Annotated in this window: 23 protein-coding genes; 4 read left to right on the top strand and 19 right to left on the bottom strand. The window is 61.4% G+C overall.

Going from position 1 to position 25088, the window contains the following annotated elements; all coding sequences use genetic code 11:
- Nucleotides 1-2: 2 nt before the first annotated feature.
- The 16 genes from KO539_RS16495 to rpsB all read right to left on the bottom strand — a co-directional run bounded on the left by KO539_RS16495 (nucleotide 3) and on the right by rpsB (nucleotide 15656).
- The gene (locus KO539_RS16495; RefSeq protein WP_176388945.1) at nucleotides 3-788 is read right to left on the bottom strand and encodes an RNA methyltransferase; all 786 of its coding nucleotides are present in this window, start codon (nucleotides 786-788) and stop codon (nucleotides 3-5) included.
- A complete protein-coding gene (gene rnhB, locus KO539_RS16490) occupies nucleotides 785-1423 on the bottom strand; it encodes a ribonuclease HII (protein ID WP_035818175.1) in 639 nt (212 codons plus the stop codon). The genes KO539_RS16495 and rnhB overlap by 4 nt, the downstream gene beginning before the upstream one ends.
- Before the next feature lie 37 nt (nucleotides 1424-1460).
- Nucleotides 1461-2645 carry a lipid-A-disaccharide synthase gene (gene lpxB / locus KO539_RS16485; RefSeq protein WP_219310588.1) on the bottom strand — a complete coding sequence of 395 codons (1185 nt, stop codon included), beginning with the start codon at nucleotides 2643-2645 and terminating at the stop codon, nucleotides 1461-1463.
- Nucleotides 2629-3420 (bottom strand): acyl-ACP--UDP-N-acetylglucosamine O-acyltransferase, encoded by a 792-nt coding sequence (gene lpxA / locus KO539_RS16480; RefSeq protein ID WP_219310587.1) that lies wholly within the window; start codon nucleotides 3418-3420, stop codon nucleotides 2629-2631. The genes lpxB and lpxA overlap by 17 nt, the downstream gene beginning before the upstream one ends.
- Before the next feature lies 1 nt (nucleotide 3421).
- Complete coding sequence (gene fabZ / locus KO539_RS16475) at nucleotides 3422-3916, bottom strand: 3-hydroxyacyl-ACP dehydratase FabZ (protein ID WP_046684969.1); 495 nt, start codon at nucleotides 3914-3916, stop codon at nucleotides 3422-3424.
- Entirely contained in the window at nucleotides 3913-4968 is a 1056-nt protein-coding gene (gene lpxD / locus KO539_RS16470; protein ID WP_219310586.1) for a UDP-3-O-(3-hydroxymyristoyl)glucosamine N-acyltransferase, read from the bottom strand. Before lpxD ends, fabZ begins: the two co-directional genes overlap by 4 nt.
- A gap of 21 nt (nucleotides 4969-4989) precedes the next feature.
- Nucleotides 4990-5508 carry an OmpH family outer membrane protein gene (locus KO539_RS16465; RefSeq protein ID WP_051958405.1) on the bottom strand — a complete coding sequence of 173 codons (519 nt, stop codon included), beginning with the start codon at nucleotides 5506-5508 and terminating at the stop codon, nucleotides 4990-4992.
- Nucleotides 5509-5559: 51 nt separating this feature from the next.
- Nucleotides 5560-7896 carry an outer membrane protein assembly factor BamA gene (gene bamA / locus KO539_RS16460; protein ID WP_219310585.1) on the bottom strand — a complete coding sequence of 779 codons (2337 nt, stop codon included), beginning with the start codon at nucleotides 7894-7896 and terminating at the stop codon, nucleotides 5560-5562.
- Between the two features lie 83 nt (nucleotides 7897-7979).
- A complete protein-coding gene (gene rseP, locus KO539_RS16455; protein WP_219310584.1) occupies nucleotides 7980-9341 on the bottom strand; it encodes an RIP metalloprotease RseP in 1362 nt (453 codons plus the stop codon).
- Complete coding sequence (ispC, locus tag KO539_RS16450) at nucleotides 9338-10522, bottom strand: 1-deoxy-D-xylulose-5-phosphate reductoisomerase (RefSeq protein ID WP_099402255.1); 1185 nt, start codon at nucleotides 10520-10522, stop codon at nucleotides 9338-9340. The genes rseP and ispC overlap by 4 nt, the downstream gene beginning before the upstream one ends.
- A gap of 8 nt (nucleotides 10523-10530) precedes the next feature.
- The gene (locus KO539_RS16445; RefSeq protein WP_219310583.1) at nucleotides 10531-11364 is read right to left on the bottom strand and encodes a phosphatidate cytidylyltransferase; all 834 of its coding nucleotides are present in this window, start codon (nucleotides 11362-11364) and stop codon (nucleotides 10531-10533) included.
- The gene (gene uppS, locus KO539_RS16440) at nucleotides 11364-12131 is read right to left on the bottom strand and encodes a polyprenyl diphosphate synthase (protein ID WP_035818158.1); all 768 of its coding nucleotides are present in this window, start codon (nucleotides 12129-12131) and stop codon (nucleotides 11364-11366) included. The genes KO539_RS16445 and uppS overlap by 1 nt, the downstream gene beginning before the upstream one ends.
- Before the next feature lie 98 nt (nucleotides 12132-12229).
- A complete protein-coding gene (gene frr / locus KO539_RS16435; protein ID WP_034784152.1) occupies nucleotides 12230-12790 on the bottom strand; it encodes a ribosome recycling factor in 561 nt (186 codons plus the stop codon).
- A 177-nt stretch (nucleotides 12791-12967) separates the two neighbouring features.
- A complete protein-coding gene (pyrH, locus tag KO539_RS16430; protein WP_035818156.1) occupies nucleotides 12968-13684 on the bottom strand; it encodes a UMP kinase in 717 nt (238 codons plus the stop codon).
- Nucleotides 13685-13832: 148 nt separating this feature from the next.
- Nucleotides 13833-14744 carry a translation elongation factor Ts gene (gene tsf, locus KO539_RS16425; RefSeq protein ID WP_099379866.1) on the bottom strand — a complete coding sequence of 304 codons (912 nt, stop codon included), beginning with the start codon at nucleotides 14742-14744 and terminating at the stop codon, nucleotides 13833-13835.
- Nucleotides 14745-14903: 159 nt separating this feature from the next.
- Nucleotides 14904-15656: a 30S ribosomal protein S2 gene (rpsB, locus tag KO539_RS16420; protein WP_071077760.1), complete on the bottom strand. Its 753-nt coding sequence runs from the start codon at nucleotides 15654-15656 to the stop codon at nucleotides 14904-14906.
- A gap of 390 nt (nucleotides 15657-16046) precedes the next feature.
- Here rpsB and map point away from each other — a divergent pair, with 390 nt between their 5' ends.
- The 4 genes from map (at nucleotide 16047) to KO539_RS16400 (ending at nucleotide 21170) form a co-directional block, all read left to right on the top strand.
- On the top strand, nucleotides 16047-16859 hold the full coding sequence (gene map / locus KO539_RS16415) for a type I methionyl aminopeptidase (RefSeq protein WP_035826955.1): 813 nt from the start codon (nucleotides 16047-16049) through the stop codon (nucleotides 16857-16859).
- Between the two features lie 35 nt (nucleotides 16860-16894).
- Nucleotides 16895-19462, top strand: coding sequence for a [protein-PII] uridylyltransferase (locus tag KO539_RS16410; RefSeq protein ID WP_219310582.1), 2568 nt, complete (start codon nucleotides 16895-16897; stop codon nucleotides 19460-19462).
- Between the two features lie 41 nt (nucleotides 19463-19503).
- Nucleotides 19504-20253 (top strand): pseudouridine synthase, encoded by a 750-nt coding sequence (locus KO539_RS16405; protein WP_219310581.1) that lies wholly within the window; start codon nucleotides 19504-19506, stop codon nucleotides 20251-20253.
- Between the two features lie 152 nt (nucleotides 20254-20405).
- Nucleotides 20406-21170 (top strand): flagellar brake protein, encoded by a 765-nt coding sequence (locus KO539_RS16400; protein ID WP_219310580.1) that lies wholly within the window; start codon nucleotides 20406-20408, stop codon nucleotides 21168-21170.
- 87 nt (nucleotides 21171-21257) lie between these two features.
- Here KO539_RS16400 and def read toward each other — a convergent pair whose 3' ends face one another.
- From def to ligA, 3 genes are read right to left on the bottom strand one after another with little or no spacing between them, the layout of a single operon-like run.
- Nucleotides 21258-21794 carry a peptide deformylase gene (def, locus tag KO539_RS16395; RefSeq protein WP_219310579.1) on the bottom strand — a complete coding sequence of 179 codons (537 nt, stop codon included), beginning with the start codon at nucleotides 21792-21794 and terminating at the stop codon, nucleotides 21258-21260.
- Entirely contained in the window at nucleotides 21791-22684 is an 894-nt protein-coding gene (gene galU / locus KO539_RS16390; protein WP_035818146.1) for a UTP--glucose-1-phosphate uridylyltransferase GalU, read from the bottom strand. Before galU ends, def begins: the two co-directional genes overlap by 4 nt.
- Before the next feature lie 25 nt (nucleotides 22685-22709).
- Nucleotides 22710-25076, bottom strand: coding sequence for an NAD-dependent DNA ligase LigA (gene ligA / locus KO539_RS16385; protein ID WP_219310578.1), 2367 nt, complete (start codon nucleotides 25074-25076; stop codon nucleotides 22710-22712).
- Nucleotides 25077-25088: the final 12 nt, after the last annotated feature.

The raw sequence follows: 25088 nt of genomic DNA, 5'->3' as shown, positions 1-25088 counted from the left end.
GTTCAGGCCTGGCCCTGGCGCAGCTGCTCGAAGAAGCAGACGGCGGCGCAGGCGGCCACGTTCAGCGATTCGATCTGGCCCAGGTGCGGAATGACCACCTGGTGCGTCGCCATCGACAATAAATCGTCAGCCACGCCCTGCCCTTCATGGCCGAACAGCCAGGCGACCGGCTGGCGCAGGTCGACGTCGTACAGCTGCTGCGTGGCATAGCCGCTGGTGGCCAGGGTCGCCACCTTGGCACCGGCAACGAGCGCCGCCAGGTCGACGTTTTCAAAGATGTCGAGCACGAAGTGCGCGCCCATCGCCGCGCGCAGCACTTTCGGCGACCAGCAGAAGGCCGTGCCGGCGCTGCAGTACACCTGCGTGATGCCGGCGGCAGCCGCGCTGCGCAAAATCGAGCCCACGTTGCCCGGATCTTGCAGGTTATCGAGCAGCACGGCCGACACGCTCAGCGGCTGCGTGACGGCCCGCTCCGGCGTCTCGATGAGGAACATCACGCCCACGCCGTGTTCGACCTGGCTCACCGCGTTGTACAGCGCGTCGGGCAAGCCCAGTACGTGCGCGCGCTGGCTTTCCAGCTGGCCGACGATCTCCATCACTTCCGGGTTACGCAAGGCGCTTTCGCTGACGATGCATTGCTCCGGCATGCCGCGCAGCTGCAGATACGACTGGCACAGATGCACGCCATCGAGCAGGGTGCGGCCCGACTTGCGGCGCGCCTGCGAACTGCCCGCCAGTTTCAGCAAATCCTTGTATTGCGCGTTGTCGCGCGAGGTAATCGTCTTCATGCCGCCACCTCTTGTCCGCCAAACAGAGCGATCACATTGCGCACGGGCGCGAACGAGCGGCGGTGCACGGGCGAGGCGCCGTGCAGGTGCAGGCGTTCCAGGTGCAATTTGGTGCCATAGCCCTTGTGCTGGTCGAAGCAGTACTCGGGATAGGCCGCGTGCAGATGCACCAGGGCCGCGTCGCGCGCCGTCTTGGCCAGGATCGAGGCGGCCGAAATCGAATCGACCTTGTCGTCGCCACCGATGATGGCCATGCCGCGTATCGGCATCACGGGACAGCGGTTGCCGTCGATCAGGGCCAGGGTCGGCACGGTCGCCAGCGCCTCGACGGCGCGGCGCATGGCCAGCATCGATGCCTGCAAAATGTTCAGGCGGTCGATCTCTTCTTCCGACGCTTCGGCGATGGCCCAGGCCAGGGCTTTGGCCTTGATCTGCGGCGCCAGCAGGTCGCGTTTGGCTTCGCTGAGTTTTTTCGAATCGCGCAAGCCGTCGATCGGCTGGTTCGGGTCGAGGATCACGGCGGCGGCAAACACGGGGCCGGCCAGCGGACCGCGGCCTGCCTCGTCGACGCCACAGATGATTTCATCGAGCGAGAATGGCAAGTCGTCAAACAGGCCGGGATAGATATTTTTCACGTTGAATCTTTGGTAGGAACTGCGATTGAAACGGTGCTTACTTGCGGTGTGCGGCGATGACCTGCATGACGGCATTCGCGCTTTCCTGCGCGCTGTCGCGCAGCAGGCTGTGATGCATGTCCGTGAAGCGCTGCACCAGGCGCAAACGGCCCGGCACGTCGCTCAGCTGCTGCCACATGGCCTCGGCCAGCGCCTCGGGGCTGGCCGCGTTTTGCAGCAGCTCGGGCACCAGGTAGTCGCGCGCCAGGATGTTCGGCAAACCTATCCACGGCTGGTAGCCCATGTGGCGCATGATTTCCCACGAAGCGCGCATCATCTTGTAGGCGATGACCATGGGCTTCTTGTACAGCGCCACTTCCAGCGACGCCGTGCCGGACGCCACCAGCACCGCATCGGCGGCGCAGATGGCCGTGTGCGAGCCACCGTCGGTGAGCAGTATCTCGACGTCCTGCAAGCCCGCTTCCGCGATCAATTGCAAAAAGTACTGGCGCTGTTTTTCGCCGGCCATGGGCGCGACGAAACGCAGGGAGCGGTCGCGCGCCAGCAGCAATTTGCAGGCGGTCACGAAAGCCACCGTATTGTATTTGAGTTCGCCCGCGCGGCTGCCCGGCATCAGGGTCACGACATTCGCGTCTTCCGGCAAACCCAGGGTACGGCGCGCGGCCGCTTCGTCGGGCTGCAACGGAATCATCTCGGCCAGCGGATGGCCGACATAGGTGACGGGCACGCCCGCCTTGCGGTAGATCTCTTCCTCGAACGGAAAGATCACCAGCATGTGCGAGACGGCCTTGATGATTTTCTTGATGCGGCCACCGCGCCAGGCCCAGATCTGCGGCCCGATGTAGTGCACGGTGGGGATGCCGCCTTCCTTCAGTTGCTGTTCCAGTCCCAGGTTAAAACCCGGATAGTCGGCGCCGATGAAGACGGCGGGACGCTCGGCCAGCAACTGGTCGCGCAGCGCGTTCTGGATGCCCTTGATCTCGCGGTAGCGGGGAATGATCTCGAACAGGCCGCGTACGGTCAGCTTGTCGAGCGGCCAGTCAGAGACAAAACCCTGCTTGGCCATGTGCTCGCCGCCGATGCCGTGGAAGCGCGTTCCAGGCAGCTGCGGCACGAGGCCGGACAGCAGCCGGCTGGCCAGCAGGTCGCCCGACACCTCGCCGGCGACGATGGCGACATTGGCGACCGGCAGGCCGCTGGACTGGTCAGCGGACGATGCCACGCGACGCCACGCCAAGGAATTCGCGCATGGCGCGAATGTGTTGCGCCACCTCGGGCGACGACGCCGCCTCTTCTTCGAACAGGGCAGCCTTGGATTCTTCCAGGGTCAGTCCCGCGCGGTAGATGAGTTTATATGCGGTGCGGATGCCGTTGATCTGCTCACGCGCAAAGCCGCGGCGTTTCAAGCCTTCGATATTGACGCCATGCGCCTGCGCAGGATTGCCGTTCAGGAGCACGAATGGCGGTACGTCCTGCGTCAGGCTGGTGCTCATGCCGACGAAGGCGTGCGCGCCGATCTTGCAAAACTGGTGCACGTTGGCGAAGCCGCTCATGATGACCCAATCGCCGATCTCCACGTGGCCCGCCAGCTGCGCGTTGTTCGAAAAGATGGTGTTGTTGCCCACCAGGCAGTCGTGCGCCAGGTGCACATACGCCGAGATCCAGTTGTCATTGCCCAGGCGCGTCACGCCGCCACCCTGCACGGTGCCCGTGTTGAAGGTGCAAAATTCGCGGATGGTGTTGCGGTCGCCGATGTCCAGGCGCGTCGCCTCGCCCGCCCATTTCTTATCCTGCGGCTGCGCGCCGATGGAGGAAAACTGGAACAGGTGGTTGTCGCTGCCGATCGTCGTGTGGCCATCGATGACCACGTGCGGGCCAACCTTGGTGCCAGCGCCGATGCGCACGTGCGGACCGATGATGGTGTACGGACCCACCTCGACCGAGCTGTCGAGCTCGGCCTTCGGATCGATGACTGCCGTGGAGTGGATGGCCGCCATATCACTGCCCCGCTGGCTGGCTCGCAGACTGGCTCGCATCCTGCGCGCTGCGGATGGTGCACATCAGTTCACCTTCCACCGCCAGCTTGCCGTCGACCGTACCGACGGCCTTGTATTTCCAGATGCCGCGCGAAACGCGCAGGATTTCCACGTCCATCTTCAGCTGGTCGCCCGGTTCGACGGGACGCTTGAAGCGCGCATTGTCGATGCCGACGAAGTACACCACCGAATTTTCGTCCGGTTTCACGCCCATCGACAGGAACGACAGCAAGGCCGCCGTCTGCGCCAGCGCTTCGATCATCAGCACGCCAGGCATGACCGGCTTGTGCGGGAAATGGCCCTGAAAGAACTCTTCGTTGACCGTCACATTCTTGATGGCGGTGATGGTTTTGTTTGCTTCCCAGTCCAGCACGCGGTCAACCAGCAGCAGCGGGTAGCGGTGCGGCAGCAGCGATTTGATGGCGAGGATGTCGAGGGTCTTTTTTTCAGTAGTCATTTTTCGTCTTGCGTGGTCAGTGTTTTAATTGTTTTTTCAAGCGCGCGGATCTTCTCGCGCATGCTTGACAGGTTGCGCACGATGGCGGCGCTCTTTTCCCAGTCGGCGTTCTTGGCCAGCGGATAGAAGCCCGTGTACTGGCCCGGCTCCGCTATCGAGCGCGAGACCATGCTGCCCGAGCCCACGTGGACGCGGTCGGCGATGGTCAAATGGCCCAGCACCATGGCGGCGCCGCCAAAGGTGCAGTACTTGCCGATGATGGCGCTGCCGGCCACGCCGACGCAGCCGGCCATGGCCGTGTGCGCGCCGATGTGGCAGTTGTGGCCGATCTGGATCTGGTTATCGAGCTTGACGCCATCTTCGATGATGGTGTCGGCCAGTGCGCCACGGTCGATGGTGGTGTTGGCGCCGATGTCGACATCGTCACCGATCACCACCCTGCCCGTCTGCGGAATCTTGATATACACGCCGCCTTCGTTGGCGAAGCCGAATCCGTCGGTGCCGATCACGGCGCCCGAATGGATGATGCCGCGCTGGCCGATCACGCAGCGCGCATGGAAGGTGACGTTGGCGAACAACTGGGTACCGGCGCCGATGACGGCGTCGCGTCCCACCACGCAGCCAGGCCCGATGACGCAGCCGGCGCCGATCACGGCGCCCGCTTCGATCACGGTGCGCGGTCCGACCGATGCGGTCGCGTCGACCTGCGCGCCATCATCGACGATGGCGCTGGCATGGATACCCACGGGCGGCTTGATCTCGTGCAGGGCGGCGAAATACTGCGCCGCGCGCGCGAAATACACATAGGGATTCGGGGTGACGATACGCGCGCCAGCGTACTCGTCGCCGATCAACGCGTCGTCGGCCGGCGTGAGTATCAGCGCGCAAGCGCCGCTCTGGGCCGCCTGTGCGCGGAATTTGCTATTGCTGAGAAAGCTGATGTGCGAAGCGCCGGCGTCGGCCAGCGGTGCGATGCCTGTAACTTCCAGGTTGGCATCGCCCGCCAATTGCCCGCCGAAGCGTTCGACCAATTCTCCTAGTCGAGTGCCCATCTAATTACCTCTATTCTAATATTACTTGTCCAGCGCCTTCAAGACCTTGTCGGTAATGTCGATGCGCGGGCTGGCCCACAGGGCTTCCTGCAGCACGATGTCATATCCTTCGATATGCGCCATCTGCTGGATGATGGTGTTGGCTTTTTCCGCGATGGCGCTGCGCTCTTCGTTCGTGCGCTGGCTCAGGTCTTCGCGGAACTCGCGCTGGCGGCGTTGCAGCTCCTTGTCCAGCTCGAAAAACTCGCGCTGGCGCTTGGCGCGCTCCGCCTCGCTCAGGGTCGGCATGTCCTTTTCCAGGGCTTCGTTGGCGACCTTGAAGCGGCTGGCCAGTTCCTGCACGGCCTTTTCACGCGAGCGGAACTCTTCGGCCAGCTTGGCGCTGGCCAGCTTGGCCAGTCTCGATTCGTTATAAATACGTTCGCTGCTGATCCAGGCGATCTTCGACTCCTGAGCCTGCGCCTGCACCGGCAACAGCGAACTCCAGCACAATGCGATCACGGCAAGGGTCTTGGGCAGGGTAGCGGATGCGGTGTTCATGATACTCCATGGTCAAAAAGTAAAAGCTCTCGCCCCGGTTCAGATGGCCGGTTAAAAACCGGTGCCCATCTGGAACTGGAAGCGCTCCAGGCGGTCCGTCGGCTTGGCGTTCAGCGGCTTGGCATAGCTCAGTTTGAGCGGGCCCACCGGTGAAATCCAGCTGATGCCCAAGCCAGCAGAATAGCGCAATTGCGACAGACGCATTTTTTCGCCTTCCTGGTAGACCTGGCCGCCGTCAAGGAAACCGAACCAGCGCAAGCTGCGGTCATTGCCCGAACCGGGGAATGGCATCTGCAGCTCCGCGCTGCCGAACATGCGCGAGGCGCCGCCCAAGGCATCGTTGGTGCTCGGTTCGACCGCGCCCAGCGAGGAACTCAGGTAGCCGCGCACCGAACCGATGCCGCCGCCGTAGAAGTTCTTGAAGACCGGATACACGTGCTTGCCGATGCCGTGACCATAATCGAGTTCGCCCCTCAACGCCAGGGTGACCTTGCTGAACAGCGGACGGAAATACTGGTGCTCGTAGATGGCACGGAAGTACTTCTGGTCGCCGATCAGGTCAGCCTCCAGATTGACGCGCTGTAAACGGCCGATCGATGGCGTCAGGGCGCTGTCGCGGCTGTCGCGCTGCCAAGCCGCCGTCAGCGGGATGGAATTCGTCGTGGCCGAACCGATGCCGTCGGACGGGCCGCCATTGTCGACCACGTACTGCTTGAAGCGGATCGGGCTGGTGATATCGGTCTCGATGCGCGAGCGCTCGCCGCCGATACCGAAGAAGACGGTATCGACTTCCGAGAACGGCACGCCGAAACTGACGCGGCCACCGGTTTGCTTGATCTTGTAGCTGCCGATGTTCAGCGCTGGCGGTTCCGTCGTGCGCAGGTAAACTTCAAAGCTGCGCGAAATGCCGTCGTCCGTGAAATACGGATTGGTTTGCGAAAACGCGATCGTGCGGCTGTAATGGCTGGTATTGAGTTCGATGCCGACCGTGTTGCCGCTACCGGCGAAGTTGGCCTGCGAAATCGATGCCGACAGCGTGAATTTTTCCGATTGCGAGAACGCGCCACCGATCAGGAAGTTACCCGTCGGTTTTTCCACCACCGTCACGTTGACGTCAACCTGGTCGGTCGTGCCCTGCGCTTCCGGCGTGTCGATGGTCACGTCCTTGAAATAGCCGAGGCGGTCGACACGGTCGCGCGACAGCTTGATCTTGTTGCTGTCGTACCAGGACGATTCGAACTGGCGGAATTCGCGGCGGATGACTTCATCGCGCGTGGTGGTATTGCCGGCGATATTCATGTGGCGCACGTAGACGCGCTTGCCCGGATCGATGAAGAAGGTGAAACCAACTTCATGCTTTTCGCGGTTGATTTCCGGATTGGCGTTGACGTTGGCAAAGGCGTAGCCGAACGTGGCCAGGCGGTCCTGGATGCGCTTGTTCGTCGCCGTCAGGCGCGCGCCCGAATAGATCTCGCCTTCGCGCATCAGGTTCAGCGCTTTGAGTTCTTCTTCGCGGCCGAACATCTCGCCTTCGAACTTGGTGCCGGCGATCTTGTACTTCTCGCCTTCGGTGATATTGATCGTCAGGTAAATGTCTTTTTTATCGGGCGTGATCGACACTTGCGTCGAGTCGACCTGCATCTCGATATAGCCGCGGTCCAGGTAGTAGGACTTGAGCGCTTCGATGTCGCCCGTCAGCTTGGTCTTCGAATATTGATCGGCCTTGGTGTACCAGCTGAACCAGCCGCCCGTGTTCAAGGCCAGCTGCTCGCGCAGCTCCTTGTCGGTGAAGGCCTTGTTGCCGACGATATTGATCTGCTTGATCCGGGCCACGTCGCCCTCGTCGACGGCGAACACCACGTTGACGCGGTTGCGCTCGATCGGCGTGACGGTGGTGGTGATCTTCACGCCGTACAAACCATGCGACAGGTACTGGCGCTTGAGTTCCTGTTCCGCGCGGTCAACGGATGCCTTGTCGAAAATCTTGGCTTCACCCACGCCGATTTCCTTCAATGCCTTGACCAGCACATCCTTTTCAAATTCCTTGGTACCCGTAAATGCCACGGAAGCGATGGCCGGACGTTCCTCGACCAGCACCACCAGCACGTCGCCGTCGGCTTCCAGGCGCACATCCTTGAACATGCCCGTCGCATACAGGGCCTTGATGGCGGCGATACTCTTCTCGTCGGAGAACGTTTCGCCGACCCGCACAGGCAGGTAGGCAAAGACGGTGCCCGCTTCGGTACGCTGGATCCCTTCGACCCGGATGTCCTTGACAGTAAATGGCTGGACGGCCAGCGCGTGGCCGGAACAGATGGCCATGACGGCGGCGCCGATCAGGCTGCGGCGAAAGGAAGGCAAGGCAAAACGAGCAGAATGTAATTTCATTGGGGTTATTCAATGGGTAAATCAATGGACAACATACACAAAAGATTGCTTGTGCGACTCACGCAATGGCATCAACCACCGCCCTAATTCAGCAATCGCAACACGTCATTAAAGACGGCAAGCACCATCAAGGTCAGCAACAAACCGATCCCCAGGCGCTGGGCAATCTCGCCTACGCGCTCCGGCAAGGGGCGTCCGGTCAAAACTTCCAGCGAATAATACAGCAAATGCCCGCCATCCAGAACAGGAATGGGTAGCAAATTCATCACGCCCAGACTGATACTGATGAAGGCAATGAAGCTCAGGTAGCTTACCAGGCCGATGCGCGCCGTCTGGCCCGCGTAATCGGCGATGGTAATCGGCCCCGTCACATTCTTCAGCGAGACCTGGCCGGTGATCATTTTGCCCAGCATTTTCAGGCTCATGACACTGGTATCCCAGACCTTGGTGGACGCCTTGCCCACGGCGGCGAACGGTCCGGAGGCCACGGTGATCATATCCGGCACCTGCCCCAGCTTCGCTTGTATCTTACCAACTGTTACAGCTCCCTCCGCCCCGGCGCCCGGCACGGCGTCCGGCGTGATGGACAGGGTCAGATCCTGGCCCTGGCGCAAGAGCCGCAATTGCAAGGTCTTGCCCGGCGCCTGGCTCAGGGTGGCGATGACGGCCGCCACGTCGTGCACGGGCAGCTCGTCGATGGCCAGGATCTGGTCGTTTTTCTGCAGGCCGGCGCGCGCGGCGGCGCCACCGGGCATGATTTCCATCAGCGTGGGCGCGGAACGGGCCAGGGTCAGGCCCAGCTTGCCCAGCACGTCGCCTTCCAAGTCCGTCTCCGTCAGGCTGGCCGTCGGCAAGGTCGCTTCCTGCTGGCCGCGGTCGGGACGGCGCACTTCGATGCGCGCCGGCTGCTTGTCGAGAGTAGCCTGGATCAATTCCCAGCGCAGCTCGGACCAGCTGGCCACGGCCTTGCCATTCACCGCTTCAACCGTATCGCCGCTGCGCAAGCCGGCCGCATGGGCGGCCGTCTCTTCGGCCACGGGACCGAGTTTACTCGACGGCTCTTCGATGCCATGCATGAACAGACCCGCATACAGCACGATGGCGACGAGGAAATTGGCCAGCGGGCCGGCGGCCACGATGGCGATGCGGCGCCACACGCTCTGGCGCGTGAATTCGCGGCGCAATTCGCTTTCCGGCAAATCGCTGAGGTCTTGCGCGCGGCTGTCGAGCATGCTCACATAGCCGCCCAGCGGCAGCGCGGAAATCGCCCACTCCGTCTGGTCCTTGCCAAACTTGCGCGAGTACACCACTTTTCCCATGCCGATCGAGAAACGCAGCACTTTGACGCCGCACCAGCGCGCCACCAGGTAATGCCCCAGCTCGTGCAAGGTGATCAGCGAACCCAGCGCAACGATGAACGCCAGCAAGGTGGTAATCAAGGTCATGCGGCCAGCCTTTGGGCGATGTACGCTTGCGCGGCCGCTCGGGCCAGGCGGTCCTGCTCCATCACGGCTTCGATGCTGGACGCGGCGCCGTGCGGCACCGTCTCGATCACGTGCGCGATGACCCGGTCGATCTGGCGGAAACCAATCTGCTCGTCAAGAAACGCTTGCACGGCCACTTCATTGGCCGCGTTCAGCAGGGCCGGCGCCGTGCCGCCCGCGCGCAAGGCGTCGAAGGCCAGCGCCAGGCAAGGGAAACGGCGGAAATCGGGACGCTCGAACTGCAGGGTCGCCACTTGCGCCAGGTCCAGCTGCGCCACGCCGGAAGCGATGCGCTGCGGATACGCCAGCGCGTGCGCGATCGGCGTGCGCATGTCCGGATTGCCCAGCTGGGCCAGCACGGAACCGTCGATGTACGACACCATCGAATGGATCACGCTTTGCGGGTGGATCAGCACTTCGATCTGCTCGGCCGGCGCGCCGAACAGCCAGTGCGCTTCGATCACTTCCAGGCCCTTGTTCATCATGGTGGCCGAATCGACGGAAATCTTGCGGCCCATGGCCCAGGTCGGATGCTTGCAGGCCTGGTCCGGCGTGACCGCGTCGAGCGTCTCGACGTCGCGCGTGAGGAAGGGACCGCCGGAAGCGGTGAGCACGATTTTCGCCACGCCGGCGGCGCCCGGCGCGCGGCCATGGGCGTGCGGCATGCATTGGAAAATAGCGTTGTGTTCGCTGTCGATCGGCAGCAGCACGGCGCCGTTGTCATGCACGGCATCGATGAACAGCTGGCCGGACATCACCAGCGCTTCTTTATTGGCCAACAATACTTTCTTGCCAGCACGCGCTGCCGCCAAGGTGGGCGCCAGGCCGGCCGCGCCGACGATGGCCGCCATCACGCCCGTCACTTGCGGCGCGCTGGCGATGGCGCACAGGGCGTCCACGCCGTACTCGACCTGCGTATCGACGCCCTGCCCGCGCAGCAAGCGCGTCAGTTCAAGGGCGGCATCCGCCGTGCCGACGACGGCGCGCTGGGGACGGAATTGCAGACACTGGGCGGCCAGCTCGGCCACACGGCTGTGCGCGCTCAGCGCATACACGCTGTATTGCTCCGGATGACGCGCGAGCACGTCCAGGGTGGACACGCCGATGGAACCGGTCGCGCCAAGGATGGTGATGTATTGCATGAGTTTCCTTAAAGCCAGCTGGCCACGAGGGCGGCAAATGGCAGGACCGGGATCAAGGCATCGATACGGTCGAGTACGCCGCCATGGCCAGGCAGCAGGTTGCTGCTGTCCTTGATGCCGGCGCGGCGCTTCAATTGGGATTCGAACAGGTCGCCGACGATGCTGGCGGCGACGATCAGCAGCAGCACCAGCAAGGCCACCGGCCAGCCGCGGCGCAATTGCAGCTGCACGGCGAAGGTGTCTTGCAAGACCGGTAGCGATGGCGCGGCCACGATGGTGATGGCGGAGATGACCAGCACGGCGATGCCGCCGCCGATGGCGCCTTCCCAGGATTTACCGGGGGAAATACTTGGCGCCAGCTTGCGCTTGCCGAAAGCCTTGCCCGAGAAGTACGCGCCGATATCGGCGATCCACACGAGGGCCATGACGGACAGCAGGAACAAGGGGCTATGCAGGAACAGGGCGATGATGGCAACAAAACAGCCGACGATGGTCACCGGGTACACCAGGCTGAGCAAGGTATTGCCCAGGCCTTCGGTGGGCGGCAAGCCCGTCGCCAGCGAAGGCACGAAACGGATCAGCCAGATGGCTACGCACAGGGCGAACCAGAAATTGAGCTGCGCCATGCCGTTACCGACAAAAAACGTATATGCGAAGGCGGCAGTCCAGATGGCGGCAATCAGCAGCGCCTGGCGATTTTTGAAGATGCGGAAACTTTCCCAGATGGCGGCGCCGAAGAACGCCGTGGCGATCACGGCGAAGGCGGGGAAATAATTCAGATACAGAACCGGCAGCAAGACCGCCAACAAGACCAGGGCGGTGATTATCCGTGTTTTCAGCATCAGTTTGTCTTTTCAGTTAATTGCGCGCTGGTACGGCCAAAGCGCCGTTCGCGCTGCTGGTAAGACGCGATTGCCGCGTCGAGGCACTCGTCATTGAAGTCGGGCCAGAAAGTCTCGGTGAAAAACAACTCAGTGTACGCCAGTTGCCACAGGAGGAAATTGGAAATGCGCTGCTCGCCGCCGGTGCGGATGAACAGGTCGGGCTCGGGTGCGTAGGCCATGGCCAGGTGCGGCGCCAGTTGCTCTTCCGTGTAAGCGTGCGCGGCGGGCTGGCCATTGGCTGCCGCCTCGGCCGTCATTTTGTTGACTGCCTGCATGATGTCCCAGCGGCCGCCGTAATTGGCGCAGATGGACACCGTCAGGCGCGTGTTGTTCGCCGTCTTGCGCTCCGCATTGGCGATCAGGGTTTGCAGCTGCTCATTGAAGCGCGACAGGTCGCCCACCACCTTCAGGCGGATATCGTTGGCATGCATCTTGACCACTTCGCGTTCCAGCATCGTGACGAACAGGCGCATCAGCATCGACACCTCTTCTTCCGGGCGGCGCCAGTTTTCAGAACTGAAGGCAAACAGGGTCAGGTACTCGACACCGCGTTCGAGGCAAGTCTCGACGATGCCGCGCACGGCGTCGGCGCCCTTGACGTGGCCAGCCACGCGGGGCAGGAAGCGTTTGGTTGCCCAGCGACCATTGCCATCCATAATGATTGCCACATGGCGCGGCACCGTACCGACCTCAGGTACTGCCGTTGTCGAACTCGAATAGATCATGAAAACAAGAATACCAAAAATAAAAGATAGCTATTATGCGCCAAATAGCACTGCCCGGAAAAGCCATGCTTTTCCGGGCAGCGTCGAAGGACTGAAAACTAGACCGTCAGCACTTCTTTTTCTTTGTCGACGACCATCTTGTCGATGTCGGCAATAAACTTGTCCGTCAGCTTCTGCACTTCTTCCGACGAGCGGCGCTCATCGTCCTCGGAGCAGGCTTTTTCCTTGACCAGTTTTTTTAGCGACTCGTTCGCATCGCGGCGAATGTTACGCACGGCAATCTTCGCGTCTTCCGCTTCGCTCTTGACCAGCTTGACCATTTCCTTGCGGCGCTCCTCCGTCAGCGGCGGCGTCGGAACGCGGATCAGGTCGCCCTGTGCCGACGGGTTCAGACCCAGATCGGCGTCGCGGATGGCTTTTTCGATGGTGTTGGCCATCTTCTTTTCGTACGGCTGCACACCGATGGTGCGCGCGTCGATCAGGGTCACGTTGGCGACCTGGGTCAGCGCCGTCGGCGAACCGTAGTAATCGACCATCACGTGGTCCAGGATACCCGTATGGGCGCGGCCGGTACGCACTTTGGCCAGGTCGGCCCGCAGTGTTTCCAGCGACTTCGTCATGCGTTCCTGGGTGTTCTTTTTAACGTCAGCTAAGGACATACGCCCTCCTATATCTTGATAATAAATGGGTATTACAATTATTCACTGCAGTGTAAATGTTCGCGCAGTCGGGAGTGCCGAAAACCGTTCAGGGCAAGGCGCAGCGCCGAAGACAGTACGAATGTACGGCGAGGCGCTGCAACGCAGCCATGGACAGTTTCTCGGTGCTCCTTATTTCTATACGTGAACCAGCGTGCCTTCATCTTCGCCCATGATGACGCGCATCAGCGCGCCTGGCTTGGTGATCGAAAACACTTTGATTGGCAGTTTCTGGTCGCGGCACAGGGCGAATGCCGTGGCATCCATCACTTGCAGGTGCTTGGCGATGGCGTCGTCGAACGTAATCGTGTGGAACAGGGTGGCGTTCGGATCTTTCTGCGGATCGGCCGTGTACACGCCGTCGACCTTGGTGGCCTTCAGGACGATCTCGGCGCTGATCTCGGCACCGCGCAGGGCAGCTGCCGTGTCGGTGGTGAAGAACGGATTGCCGGTGCCGGCGGCGAAGACCACCACTTTACCTTCTTCCAGGTATTGCAGGGCTTTCGGGCGGACGTACGGCTCGACCACTTGCTCGATGCCGATGGCCGACATGACGCGCGCGGTAATGCCGACGTGGCGCATGGCATCGGCCAGGGCCAGTGCGTTCATCACGGTGGCAAGCATGCCCATGTAGTCGGCGGTGGCACGGTCCATGCCTTGCGCGCCAGGCGCGACGCCGCGGAAGATATTGCCGCCGCCAATCACGATTGCCAGTTCCACACCCAACTTCGCCACCTCGGCCACATCGGCCACCATGCGCTCGATCGTGGCGCGGTTGATGCCGTAGGGATCATCACCCATCAGGGCTTCGCCGGACAACTTGAGGAGGACGCGCTTGTAGGCTGGTTTTGACATGAGCTGGGGCTCCATAAATGAGGTTATTCGAGTATGACATGGCGCAGCGCCTTGCAGCGCCGGATAGGCGAGAGGAAGCTGCCCATGCCGCCGCCCGGCACGACAGGTGCGGGCGGGCCAAAAAAACGGGCCTCTCGGCCCGCTTTACTTACGCTCCCTGGGAGGCAGCCATCTGTGCTGCGACTTCTGCTGCGAAGTCGTCTTGCTTCTTCTCGATGCCCTCGCCCACTACGTACATGGCGAAACCTTTGACGCTGGTGTTAGCCGCCTTCAGCATTTGCTCAACCGACAGCTTGTCGTTTTTCACGAAAGCCTGGTTCAGCAGGGAAACTTCTTTCAGGAACTTCTGTACGGAACCTTCCAGGCGCTTGGCCAGGATTTCCGGCGATTGCGCTGGCTTGCCTTCGGCGGCCGCTTTGGCTGCGTCTTCTTCGGCTTTCAGTTGTGCAACCGAGCGCTCTTTTTCGATCAGTTCCGCTGGAACTTCGTTCGACGACAGCGACACTGGCTTCATGGCAGCGATGTGCATGGCCACGTCTTTGCCCACTTGCTCATCGGCGCCGTCGAATTCGACGATCACGCCAATGCGCGAACCGTGCAGGTACGAAGCCAGCTTGGCGCTGGTTTCGAAACGCTGGAAGCGGCGGATGGTCATGTTTTCGCCGATTTTGCCGATCAGGGCAGCGCGCACGTCGTCCAGGGTCTTGCCATCGAGTGGCAGGGCCAGCAGGGCAGCGACGTCAGCCGGGTTGTGTTCTGCTACCAGACGGGCAGCGTTGTTGGCCAGTGCCAGGAAATCGTCGTTTTTCGCAACGAAGTCGGTTTCCGAGTTCACTTCGACCAGGGCGCCTACGCCATTGGCGATGTAGGTTGCCACGACGCCTTCAGCGGTGATGCGTGCCGATGCTTTCGATGCCTTGCCGCCCAGTTTGACGCGCAGGATCTCTTCCGCACGAGCCATGTCGCCTTCGGCTTCGGTCAGTGCTTTTTTGCATTCCATCATTGGTGCGTCGGTTTTGCCGCGCAATTCGCCTACCATCGCTGCTGTAATCGCTGCCATGTGTTTCTCCTGATTCGGTGATTCGATAGTCGCGGCCGGGCATGCATGCCTCGCCAGCGGTCACTATCGTTTTTTTGTTAAAAAAAAGGGGGAGCTGCTGCCACCCCCTTTTCCCTTACTGCTGTGCTTACAAACGGCTATCTTGCGATAGCCTGGCCATTAAGCCTGTTCGTTAACTTCGACGAATTCGTCGCCAGCGGCTGCTTTAACCATTTCAACAACTTCGTTACCGGCAGCTGCACGGCCTTCGATGATTGCATCAGCAACACCGCGAGCGTACAACATGATGGCTTTCGAGGAGTCATCGTTACCTGGGATCACGAAGTTCACGCCTTCTGGGGAGTGATTGGTATCGACAACGCCGATGACCGGGATACCCAGTTTAGCTGCTTCGGTGATCGCACCTTTGTGGTAGCCGACGTCGACGACGAAGATTGCGTCAGGAATGCCGCCCATGTCCTTGATGCCGCCGATCGATTTTTGCAGCTTGATCATTTCGCGGGAGAACATCAGCGCTTCTTTTTTCGACAGCTTCTCGATCGAACCGTCTTCAACCATGACTTCCATGTCTTTCAGACGCTTGATCGAGGTTTTGATCGTTTTGAAGTTGGTCAGCATGCCGCCCAACCAACGTTGATCAACGAAAGGCACGCCAGCGCGTTGTGCTTCAGCAGCGATGATTTCGCGAGCTTGACGCTTGGTGCCAACCATCAGGATGGTGCCACGGTTTGCAGCCAGTTGACGCACGTGCTTCATTGCGTCCTGGTACATCGCCATGGTTTTTTCCAGGTTGATGATGTGGATCTTGTTGCGATGGCCGAAGATGAACGGTGCCATTTTTGGATTCCAAAAACGGGTTTGGTGACCAAAGTGGACACCGGCTTCCAGCATTTCGCGCATTGTTACGGACATTATTAACTCCAGGGTTGGGTCTGGAATCCGATCAGTCACCATACAGGCACCCTTGTCGACCGGATTCGCGTGTTTATATAAATTAAAGACACTGTTTTACTGCATTGCTTAAAAGAGAATTCAAGCAACCCGGGATTCTACACTGAAATGCCCATTTCATCAAGCCCGCGCCGCAAATCGCACGCGCAGCGACGGCAAGCGTTGCACCACACTGGTGCAAGGCGTATCGACCATGGGTTTTCCCGCAAAAATCGCCTGCCAGCCATAGGATGGAGGCGGCGGATGCCGGGCGCCTCGTTTATAATTTCGACATATTTGCAGACTTTTCCTCATACGCTGAGATTCGTCTGTGCTTTTCACCCGAACATCTTGCAGATTGCGAATTACACCATGTCCACCATCCGTATCAATACCGCCGCCGACATCGAAGGCATGCGCGTTGCCGGCAAACTCGGCGCCGAAGTACTCGATTACATCACGCCTTTCGTCAAGGTCGGCGTCACGACGGGCGAACTGGACCGCCTGTGCCACGAATACATGGTCAACGTGCAAGGCACCATCCCTGCCCCGCTGAACTACTGTCCTCCTGGCTACACGCCCTACCCGAAAGCCATCTGCACCTCCGTCAACGACGTCATTTGCCACGGCATTCCCGGCGACAAGGTCCTCAAGAGCGGCGACTCCGTCAACCTCGACATCACCGTCATCAAGGATGGCTACCACGGCGACAACAGCCGCATGTTCCTCGTCGGCACGCCGACCATCCTGGCCAAGCGCCTGTCGGAAATTACCTATGAATGCATGTGGCTGGGCATCGACCAGATCAAGCCGGGCGCCCACCTGGGCGATATCGGCCACGCCATCCAGCAGCATGCCGAAAAGGCCGGCTACAGCGTGGTGCGCGAATTCTGCGGCCACGGCATCGGCAAGGTCTTCCATGAAGAGCCGCAAGTGCTGCATTACGGCAAGCCAGGTACCCTGGAGCGCCTGGAAGCGGGCATGATTTTTACCGTGGAACCGATGATCAACTCGGGCCGCCGCGAAATCCGCGAAATGAACGATGGCTGGACCATCAAAACCAAGGACCGCAGCCTGTCGGCGCAATGGGAACACACGGTGCTGGTGACGGAAACGGGCTATGAAGTGCTGACCGTCTCGCCCGGCATGCCGCCGCCACCCGCCTTGATCCTGAACAAAGCCTGATTCTCCATCCCACGCACCGCCACCCCAGGGCCCAGATGAAAAAGCAGATTCGGGAACAGCTGAAACAGCAACTGAAAGCCGACCGCCAGGTCGTCATTGCGGCCTTCCAGGCTGACGGCAAGCCTGAAAAACTGCTGCGCAGCCTGCGCCACAGCGTCGATGGCGTGCTGGCGCGCGCCTGGCAGGAAGCGGGTTTGCCGCCCGGCACGGCCCTGGTGGGCGTGGGAGGCTATGGCCGCGGTGAACTGTTTCCGTATTCCGACGTCGACCTGCTGATCCTGCTGCAACAAGCACCGGACGCCGCCACGCAGGAAAAGCTCGAAGAACTGGTGCAACTGCTGTGGGACCTGGGCCTGGAAATCGGCCACAGCATCCGCACGGTCGATGAGTGTTTGATCGAATCGAAGGCTGACATCACCGTGCAAACAAGCTTGCTCGAAGCGCGCCTCGTGTGCGGCAACGCGGATCTGTTCGCGCAATTGCAGCAGCGCTACGACGCGGCCATGGACCCGCAGGCCTTCTTTCAGGCAAAAACGGCGGAAATGCGCCAGAGACACGCCAAATACGAGGATACGGCCTTCAGCCTGGAACCGAATTGCAAGGAAAGCCCGGGCGGCCTGCGCGACTTGCAAGTGATCCTGTGGGTGGCCAAGGCAGCCGGCCTGGCGAACTCGTGGCGCACCCTGGCCACGGGCGGCCTGATCACCCTGACGGAAGCGCGCCAGCTGATGGAAAAGGAACGCGCCTTCAAGGATATCCGCGTGCGCCTGCACCTGCACGCGGGCCGGCGCGAAGACCGCCTCGTGTTCGACGTGCAGACGGCGATCGCCGAATCGCTGGGCCTGCAAGCGACGGGCAGCGGGCCGCACATGCGCCGCGCCAGCGAATTCCTGATGCAACGCTACTACTGGGCCGCCAAGACGGTGACCCAGCTCAACACGATTTTGCTGCAAAACATCGAGGCACGGCTGTTTCCGCAAGACGACGTGGCCGTGCCCATCAACGAGCGCTTCAATGAAGTCAACAGCCTGATCGACATCAGCGCCGACGATACCTTCGAACAATACCCATCGGCCATGCTGGAAGTCTTCGTGCTGATGACGGAACGCCCGGCCCTGAAGGGCATGACGTCGCGCGCCACGCGGGCCCTGTGGCACGCGCGCTTCAAGATCGACGCCGCCTTCCGCCAGGATCCCGTCAACCGCGCCCTCTTCCTGCGCATCATGCAAGCGCCGGTCGGCATCATCCACGCGCTGCGGCGCATGAACGAAATGAGCATCCTGGGGCGCTACCTGCCGAATTTCCGCCGCATCGTGGGCCAGATGCAGCACGACCTGTTCCACGTGTACACGGTCGACCAGCACATTTTGATGGTGGTGCGCAACATGCGCCGCTTCACCATGAGCGAACACGCGCACGAATACCCGTTCTGCAGCCAGCTGATGGCCGACTTCTCGCAATCGTGGCTGCTGTACGTGGCGGCCCTGTTCCACGACATCGCCAAGGGCCGCGGCGGCGACCATTCGAAGCTGGGCGTGGCCGACGCCACCCAGTTCTGCCAGGATCACGGCTTGTCGGAAGAAGACACGGAACTGGTGGCATTCCTTGTGGAAAATCATTTGACCATGTCGCAAGTGGCGCAAAAGCAAGACTTGTCCGATCCCGACGTCATCGCCGCGTTTGCGAAAGTGGTCAAGGACGAGCGCCACCTGACGGGCCTGTACCTGCTGACGGTGGCAGACATCCGCGGCACCAGCCCGAAAGTGTGGAACGCCTGGAAGGGCAAGCTGCTGGAAGACCTGTACAAGATCACCTTGCGCGTGCTGGGCGGCGAGCCGCACACGGCCGACCGCGAGCTGAAAAACCGCCAGCAGGAAGCGCTGGCCACCCTGCGCCTGTACGGTTTGCCGCCCGATGCCCATCTGAAACTGTGGCAGCAACTGGACGTGGCCTATTTCCTGCGCCACGACGCGTCCGACATCGCCTGGCAGACGCGCTCGCTGTATGACAAGCTTGACAGCAAGTTGCCGGTGGTAAAATGCCGGCTGGCGCCCATCGGCGAAGGCTTGCAGGTGGCCGTGTACATTCCCGACCAGCCCGACCTGTTCGCGCGCATCTGCAGTTATTTCGACCGCAAGAATTTCAGCATCCTCGACGCGAAGATCCACACGACGAAAAACGGCTATGCGCTCGACACCTTCCTTGTCACCGAGCAGAACTTCGCCAAGAGCTACCGCGACATCATCAGCCTGATCGAGCATGAGCTGGGCGAGCTGCTGCAGTCGCAAACGCCGCTGCCGCCGCCGGGCAAGGGACGGCTGTCGCGCCTGTCGCGCACCTTCCCCTTCCAGCCGACCGTGGATTTGCGGCCCGATGAAAAGGGCCAGTACTATTTGCTGTCGGTGGCGGCCAACGACCGCACGGGCTTGCTGTATGCGATCGCCAACGTGCTGACCAAGTACCGCATCAACTTGCACACGGCCAAGATCATGACCCTGGGCGAGCGGGTCGAAGACGTCTTCCTCGTCGACGGGCCCGCGCTCAACAATGCCCGCAACCAGATATTGCTGGAAACCGATTTACTCGATGCGCTGAAAGTGTAGACTTTCCGCGCAGCGCCTACCCTTACTGAAACTGAAACAACATGACCGAAGAATTATTACGCTTGTCCAAACGCATGTCCGAACTGGGCCTGTCCTCCCGCCGCGAAGCCGATGAGTGGATCGCACGCGGCTGGGTCCGCGTGGATGGCAAGGTGGTGTCCGAGCTGGGCAGCAAGGTCTACCCGAGCCAGAAAATCACCGTGGAACGCCAGGCGGCAGCCGAGCAATCGAAGCGCGTCACCGTGCTGATCAACAAACCCGTCGGTTACGTCAGCGGCCAGGCCGAAGACGGCTACACGCCCGCCGTGGCCCTGATCAAGGCGGAAAACCGCTGGGCGGAAGACCGCAGCCCGGAACAGTTCCACCCGACCCAGCTGCGCAGCCTGGTGGCGGCCGGCCGACTGGACATCGATTCCGTCGGCTTGCTGGTCCTGACGCAGGACGGCCGCGTGGCCAAGCAGCTGATCGGCCACGATACCGATATCGACAAGGAATACCTGGTGCGCGTGAGCTACACCAAGGGCGGCACCCTGCCCGACAGCGAGCTGAAAAAGCTCAACCACGGCCTGTGGCTCGACGGCAAGCCGCTGCTGCCGGCCAAGGTGCGCTGGCAAAATGAAGACCAGCTGAGCTTTACCCTGCGCGAAGGCAAGAAACGCCAGATCCGCCGCATGTGCGAAGCCGTGGGCTTGAAAGTGCTGGGACTGAAACGCGTGCGCATCGGCAAGGTCAAGCTGGGCGACTTGCCGACGGGTCAATGGCGTTACCTGAGCGCGGACGAACAATTTTAAGCTACGACGTCAAGATGGCGTGCCGCGCGGCGCGCCTAGTCACATAAGCAACAGGAACATAGTGATATAAAAACAATTATTGTGATTTACTTAGTAAATATTGCTTTAAACCTATACACTATTCCCCATTAGAACAAAAGAGATACGCTGTCGTGAACGATCCCATCCCCAATCCCCTGCGCAAAGGCGCGCCCAGCCTGGCTGACGTGGCCGAGCCGATGGCGCCCGGCACCAAGCCGCACCATATGAGCGATCCGTGGGATATCGGCGAAACCCTGTGCAGCCTGGCTGACAACGGCGACGCCATTTCCATCTACCCGACAGGCGGCGAAGACGTCATCATGGCGCGCATTTTGTCCGTCGACGATGACTTGCCGCAATTCGTGCTGGAACTCAATGAAGGCGCCACCCTGCCTGCAGGCGGCGCCACATTTGTATCGTGGGTGCAAAGCGCCAAGCTGCAATTTACCATCAATGGCGAATGGCAAGCGTATCCCGAGCGGCCGAACGTGTATCTGACCAACTTCCCCAGTCATTGCCTGGTGCTGGAACGGCGCGAATCGACGCGCCTGGAAACGCCGCTGGGCGTGTACTACCTGGCCGCCTTCGTGCTCGAGGGACGTCCGTATGAATTGCAGCTGTATGATTTCTCGGCCGGCGGCATCGGCATGCGCGCCCATCCGCGCGACACGATCGGCCTGTACGTGGGGCGCAAGCTGTCGCGCGTGCGCCTGGAGCTGGGACCGAACAAGGTCATGATCGCCGACCTGGAAATCCGCCTGTCGCGCACCTTCCGCTCCTTCCTGCTGGGCGAGCAAGTGCAGATCGGCTGCCGCTTCCTGAACCTGACGGATGCAATGCAGGATGAATTGAAGGTATTGCTCGATGATCTGGGCAGCAGCCGCAAGGTGCGCTAGGTTCGCCAGGTTTGCTTCACGCATAAAAAATGGCCGCCCAGCTCATGCTGCGCGGCCATTGTTTTATCGTCGACAGGTATCGGGCGCCTAGTCGTCGTCGTTTGGGTCGAGATCCGGGAACATGACTTCCGTATAGCCGAACTGCGTGAAATCGACGATACGCATCGGATACAAAATGCCGTGCAAGTGGTCCACCTCATGCTGCACCACGCGCGCATGGAAGCCGTCGCAGTCGCGGCTGATGGGCTGGCCGAACTGGTCCACGCCTTCGTAGTGCAGCTCGCTCCAACGCGGCACGCTGCCGCGCAGGCCGGGCACGGACAGGCAGCCTTCAAAGCCCTCTTCCTTGCGTTCAGACAAAGGCGTCAGCACCGGGTTGATCAGCACGGTTTCCGGCACTTGCGGCGCGTCAGGGTAGCGCAGGTTCTGCTTGAAGCCGTAGATCACCAGTTGCAGGTTGACGCCGATCTGCGGCGCCGCCAGGCCCGCGCCATTGACCGCATGCATGGTGTCGAACATGTCGGCGATCAGGGCATGCAGTTCGGGCGTATCGAATTCACGCACGGGCTCGGCCATGCGCAGCAGGCGCGGATCGCCCATCTTGAGGATTTCACGTACGGTCATTTTGCGTCCAGTGCCGATTGCAGTTCTTGCAGGTAGCTGCGGAAGGCCGCGCCCGTTTCAGGGTGTTTCATGCCCATCGCCGTCGTTGCCTTCAAGTAGCCAAGCTTGGAGCCGCAATCATAACGCTGCCCCTGGTAGCGGTAAGCCAGCACGCGCTCTTCGCGCATCAGGGCGGCGATGCCGTCCGTCAACTGGATTTCGCCGCCGGCGCCCGTGCCGATATTTTCCAGGTGGCTAAAAATACGGCTGGTCAGCACATAACGACCCACCACGGCCAGGGTCGATGGCGCCTCTTCGGGCGCGGGCTTTTCCACGATGGCCGAGACCAGTTCCAGGTCGGGCTGATAATTCTTTGCCGAGACAATACCGTACTGCTTGGTTTCCGCGCGCGGCACATCCTGCACCGCCAGCAGCGAGCAATTTTCGTACTGGAAGACATCGGTCATCTGCGCCAGCACGGGGCGCACGCCCTCTTCCACATCCATGAAGTCGTCGGCCAGCAAGACGGCAAACGGCTCGTCGCCGATCACGGGACGGGCGCACAGCACGGCATGCCCCAGGCCCAGCGGCGCCGACTGGCGGATGTAAATGCAATTGATGTGCTTGGGAATGACGTTTTGCACCATGTCGAGCAATTGGCGCTTGCCGGCCGCTTCCAGTTCCGACTCCAGCTCGTAAGCCGTATCGAAATGGTCTTCGATGGCGCGCTTGTTGCGGCCCGTGATGAAGATCATTTCCGTGATGCCGGCCGCCACGGCTTCTTCCACCGCGTACTGGATCAATGGTTTGTCGACGATGGGCAACATTTCCTTCGGTTGCGCCTTGGTCGCGGGCAAGAAACGGCTGCCCAGGCCGGCGACGGGAAAGACTGCTTTTCTGATTTTTTTCATGGGTCTTTTGTAGTATGTTGAATGGTTAGTCCTGCGCCAACAGGGCCAGCAAGCCAGCCTCGTCGAGGATGGCCACGCCCAGTTCCTGCGCCTTGGCCAGCTTGCTGCCAGCGTCAGAACCGGCCACGACATAGCCTGTCTTCTTCGATACAGAACCGCTGACCTTGCCACCAGCCGCCTCGATCAGCTCCGCGGCCTCGTCGCGGCTCATATTGGGCAAGGTGCCCGTCAGGACGAAAGTCTTGCCGTCCAGCTTGCCGCCAGCGGCTGGCATTTCAGGTAATTGTGACAGTAATTCATTGCGCAGGGCGTCCAGTTGAACCAGCAGCTTGACATTGCCCTCATCGGCCAGCCATTGCGCCAGCGCTTCGGCCACGGCGGCGGGCAAGCCCGCGTGGAAGCTGGTCCCTTGCGCGGCCAGGCTGGCCAGGGTCACGCCCCGCTCCACCAGCTGCTTGCTGCGCGGCTCCGTCAGCTTCGGGATGCCGATGGCTGCCAGCAATTTGGTTTCCTCGAGTTGCGTACGCAACTTGGCGCTGGGCGCATGTTCGCCTTGCGGCGAGACACCGGCATCGAGCAAAGCCTGCAGCGCCTGCTGATTCTTTTCCTCGGCAAAGAAGTCGGCGATCGACTCGGCCACGGTGCCGCCGATGTCGGGCAGCACGCGCAGCAAAGCCGCCGGCGCTTTGCGCACATACGCCAGGCTACCGAGCCACTCGGCCAGGGTCTTGGCCGTCGATTCGCCCACGTGGCGGATGCCCAGCGCGAACAGGAAACGCTCGAGCGGCGGGCGCTTGCTCGCCTCGATGCCGGCGAGCAGGTTTTCCGCCCACTTGGTGGGAATCTTGCCTTGTTGCACTGTCTCTGGCGTCGAACCATCGCGCTCGTCAGCGCGCACTTTCATTTCCAGCAATTTATCCAGGGTCAGGCTGTACAGGTCAGCGAGGCCATGCACGTATTCCAGTTCGACCAGGGTATCGATATAACGTTCCCCCAGGCCTTCGATATCCATCATGCGGCGGCCTGCGAAATGGCGGAATGCTTCCTTGCGCTGTGCCGAGCAGAACAGGCCACCCGAGCAGCGGGCAATCGCCTCGCCCTCTTCGCGCACCACGTGCGAGCCGCACACGGGACACGCTTCCAGCATCTTGAACGGCAGCGGTGCCGGCGCCAGGCGCTTTTCCAGCACCACGCTCAGCACTTCGGGGATGACGTCGCCGGCGCGGCGCACGACGACGGTATCGCCCACGCGCACATCCTTGCGCAGCACTTCATCTTCATTGTGCAAGGTGGCGTTGGTCACCGTCACGCCGCCCACGGACACGGGCGCCAGGCGCGCCACGGGCGTCATGGCGCCCGTGCGGCCCACCTGGATATCGATGCCCAGCACCTGCGTCAGCGCCTCTTCGGCGGGGAATTTGTGCGCCAGCGCAAAACGCGGCGCGCGCGAGACAAAGCCCAGCTCCTGCTGGTCTTCCGTGGCGTTGACCTTGTAGACCACGCCGTCGATTTCGTACGGCAAGGCGGGGCGGCGCGCGCCGATATCGGCGTAGTAGGCCAGCAAGCCCTGCGCGCCCTGCACCACCTTGCGCTCCTTCGACACGGGTATGCCCAGGGTTTCGTACCAGTCCAGCAAGGCCGAATGCGAGGCCGGCATGGCGGCGCCATCGAGAGCGCCGATGCCGTAGGCATAGAAACGCAGCTTGCGCTGCGCCGTGATGCGCGAATCGAGCTGGCGCAGGCTGCCGGCGGCCGCATTGCGCGGATTGGCGAATTCCTTCTGCCCCGCCTCGCGCTGGCGTTCGTTCAGGCGGGCAAAATCGCCCTTGAACATCATCACTTCGCCGCGCACGTCGAGCAGTGCAGGAATCTTGTCGCCATGCAGGCGCAAAGGGATGCCGGAAATGGTGCGGATATTCGCCGTCACGTCCTCGCCCGTGGCGCCGTCGCCGCGCGTGGCTGCCTGCACGAACAGGCCGTTTTCATAGCGCAGGTTGATGGCCAAGCCGTCGAATTTCACTTCGGCCGCATACCCGACGTCCTGCGCATCGAGGCCCAGGCCTTCGCGCACGCGGCGGTCGAAATTGACGATATCGTCGTCGGTGAAACCATTATTCAGCGACAACATCGGCACCGTGTGCGTGACTTGCTCGAATTGCGGCAACGGTGCCGCCCCCACACGCAAGGTGGGCGAATCGGGCGTGCGCAAGTCGGGATGGGCCGCTTCCAGCACCTGCAGTTCGACGAACAGCCTGTCGTACTCGGCGTCGGGAATGGTGGGATTGTCGAGCACGTGGTAGGCGTGCAGATGCCGATTGAGTTCGGCCGTGAGTGCCAGGACGCGCTGGGCGGCATTCCGCAGGGCGGCGTCCTGGTTGATCGGATCAGTCATTGTTGCGGGATT

It is taken from the genome of Janthinobacterium sp. NKUCC06_STL (genome assembly GCF_019345455.1).
GTDB classification, from domain to species: Bacteria; Pseudomonadota; Gammaproteobacteria; order Burkholderiales; family Burkholderiaceae_D; genus Janthinobacterium; species Janthinobacterium rivuli.
Note: the sequence above shows the minus strand (reverse complement) of the source record. Positions and strands in the feature narration are given on the sequence as shown.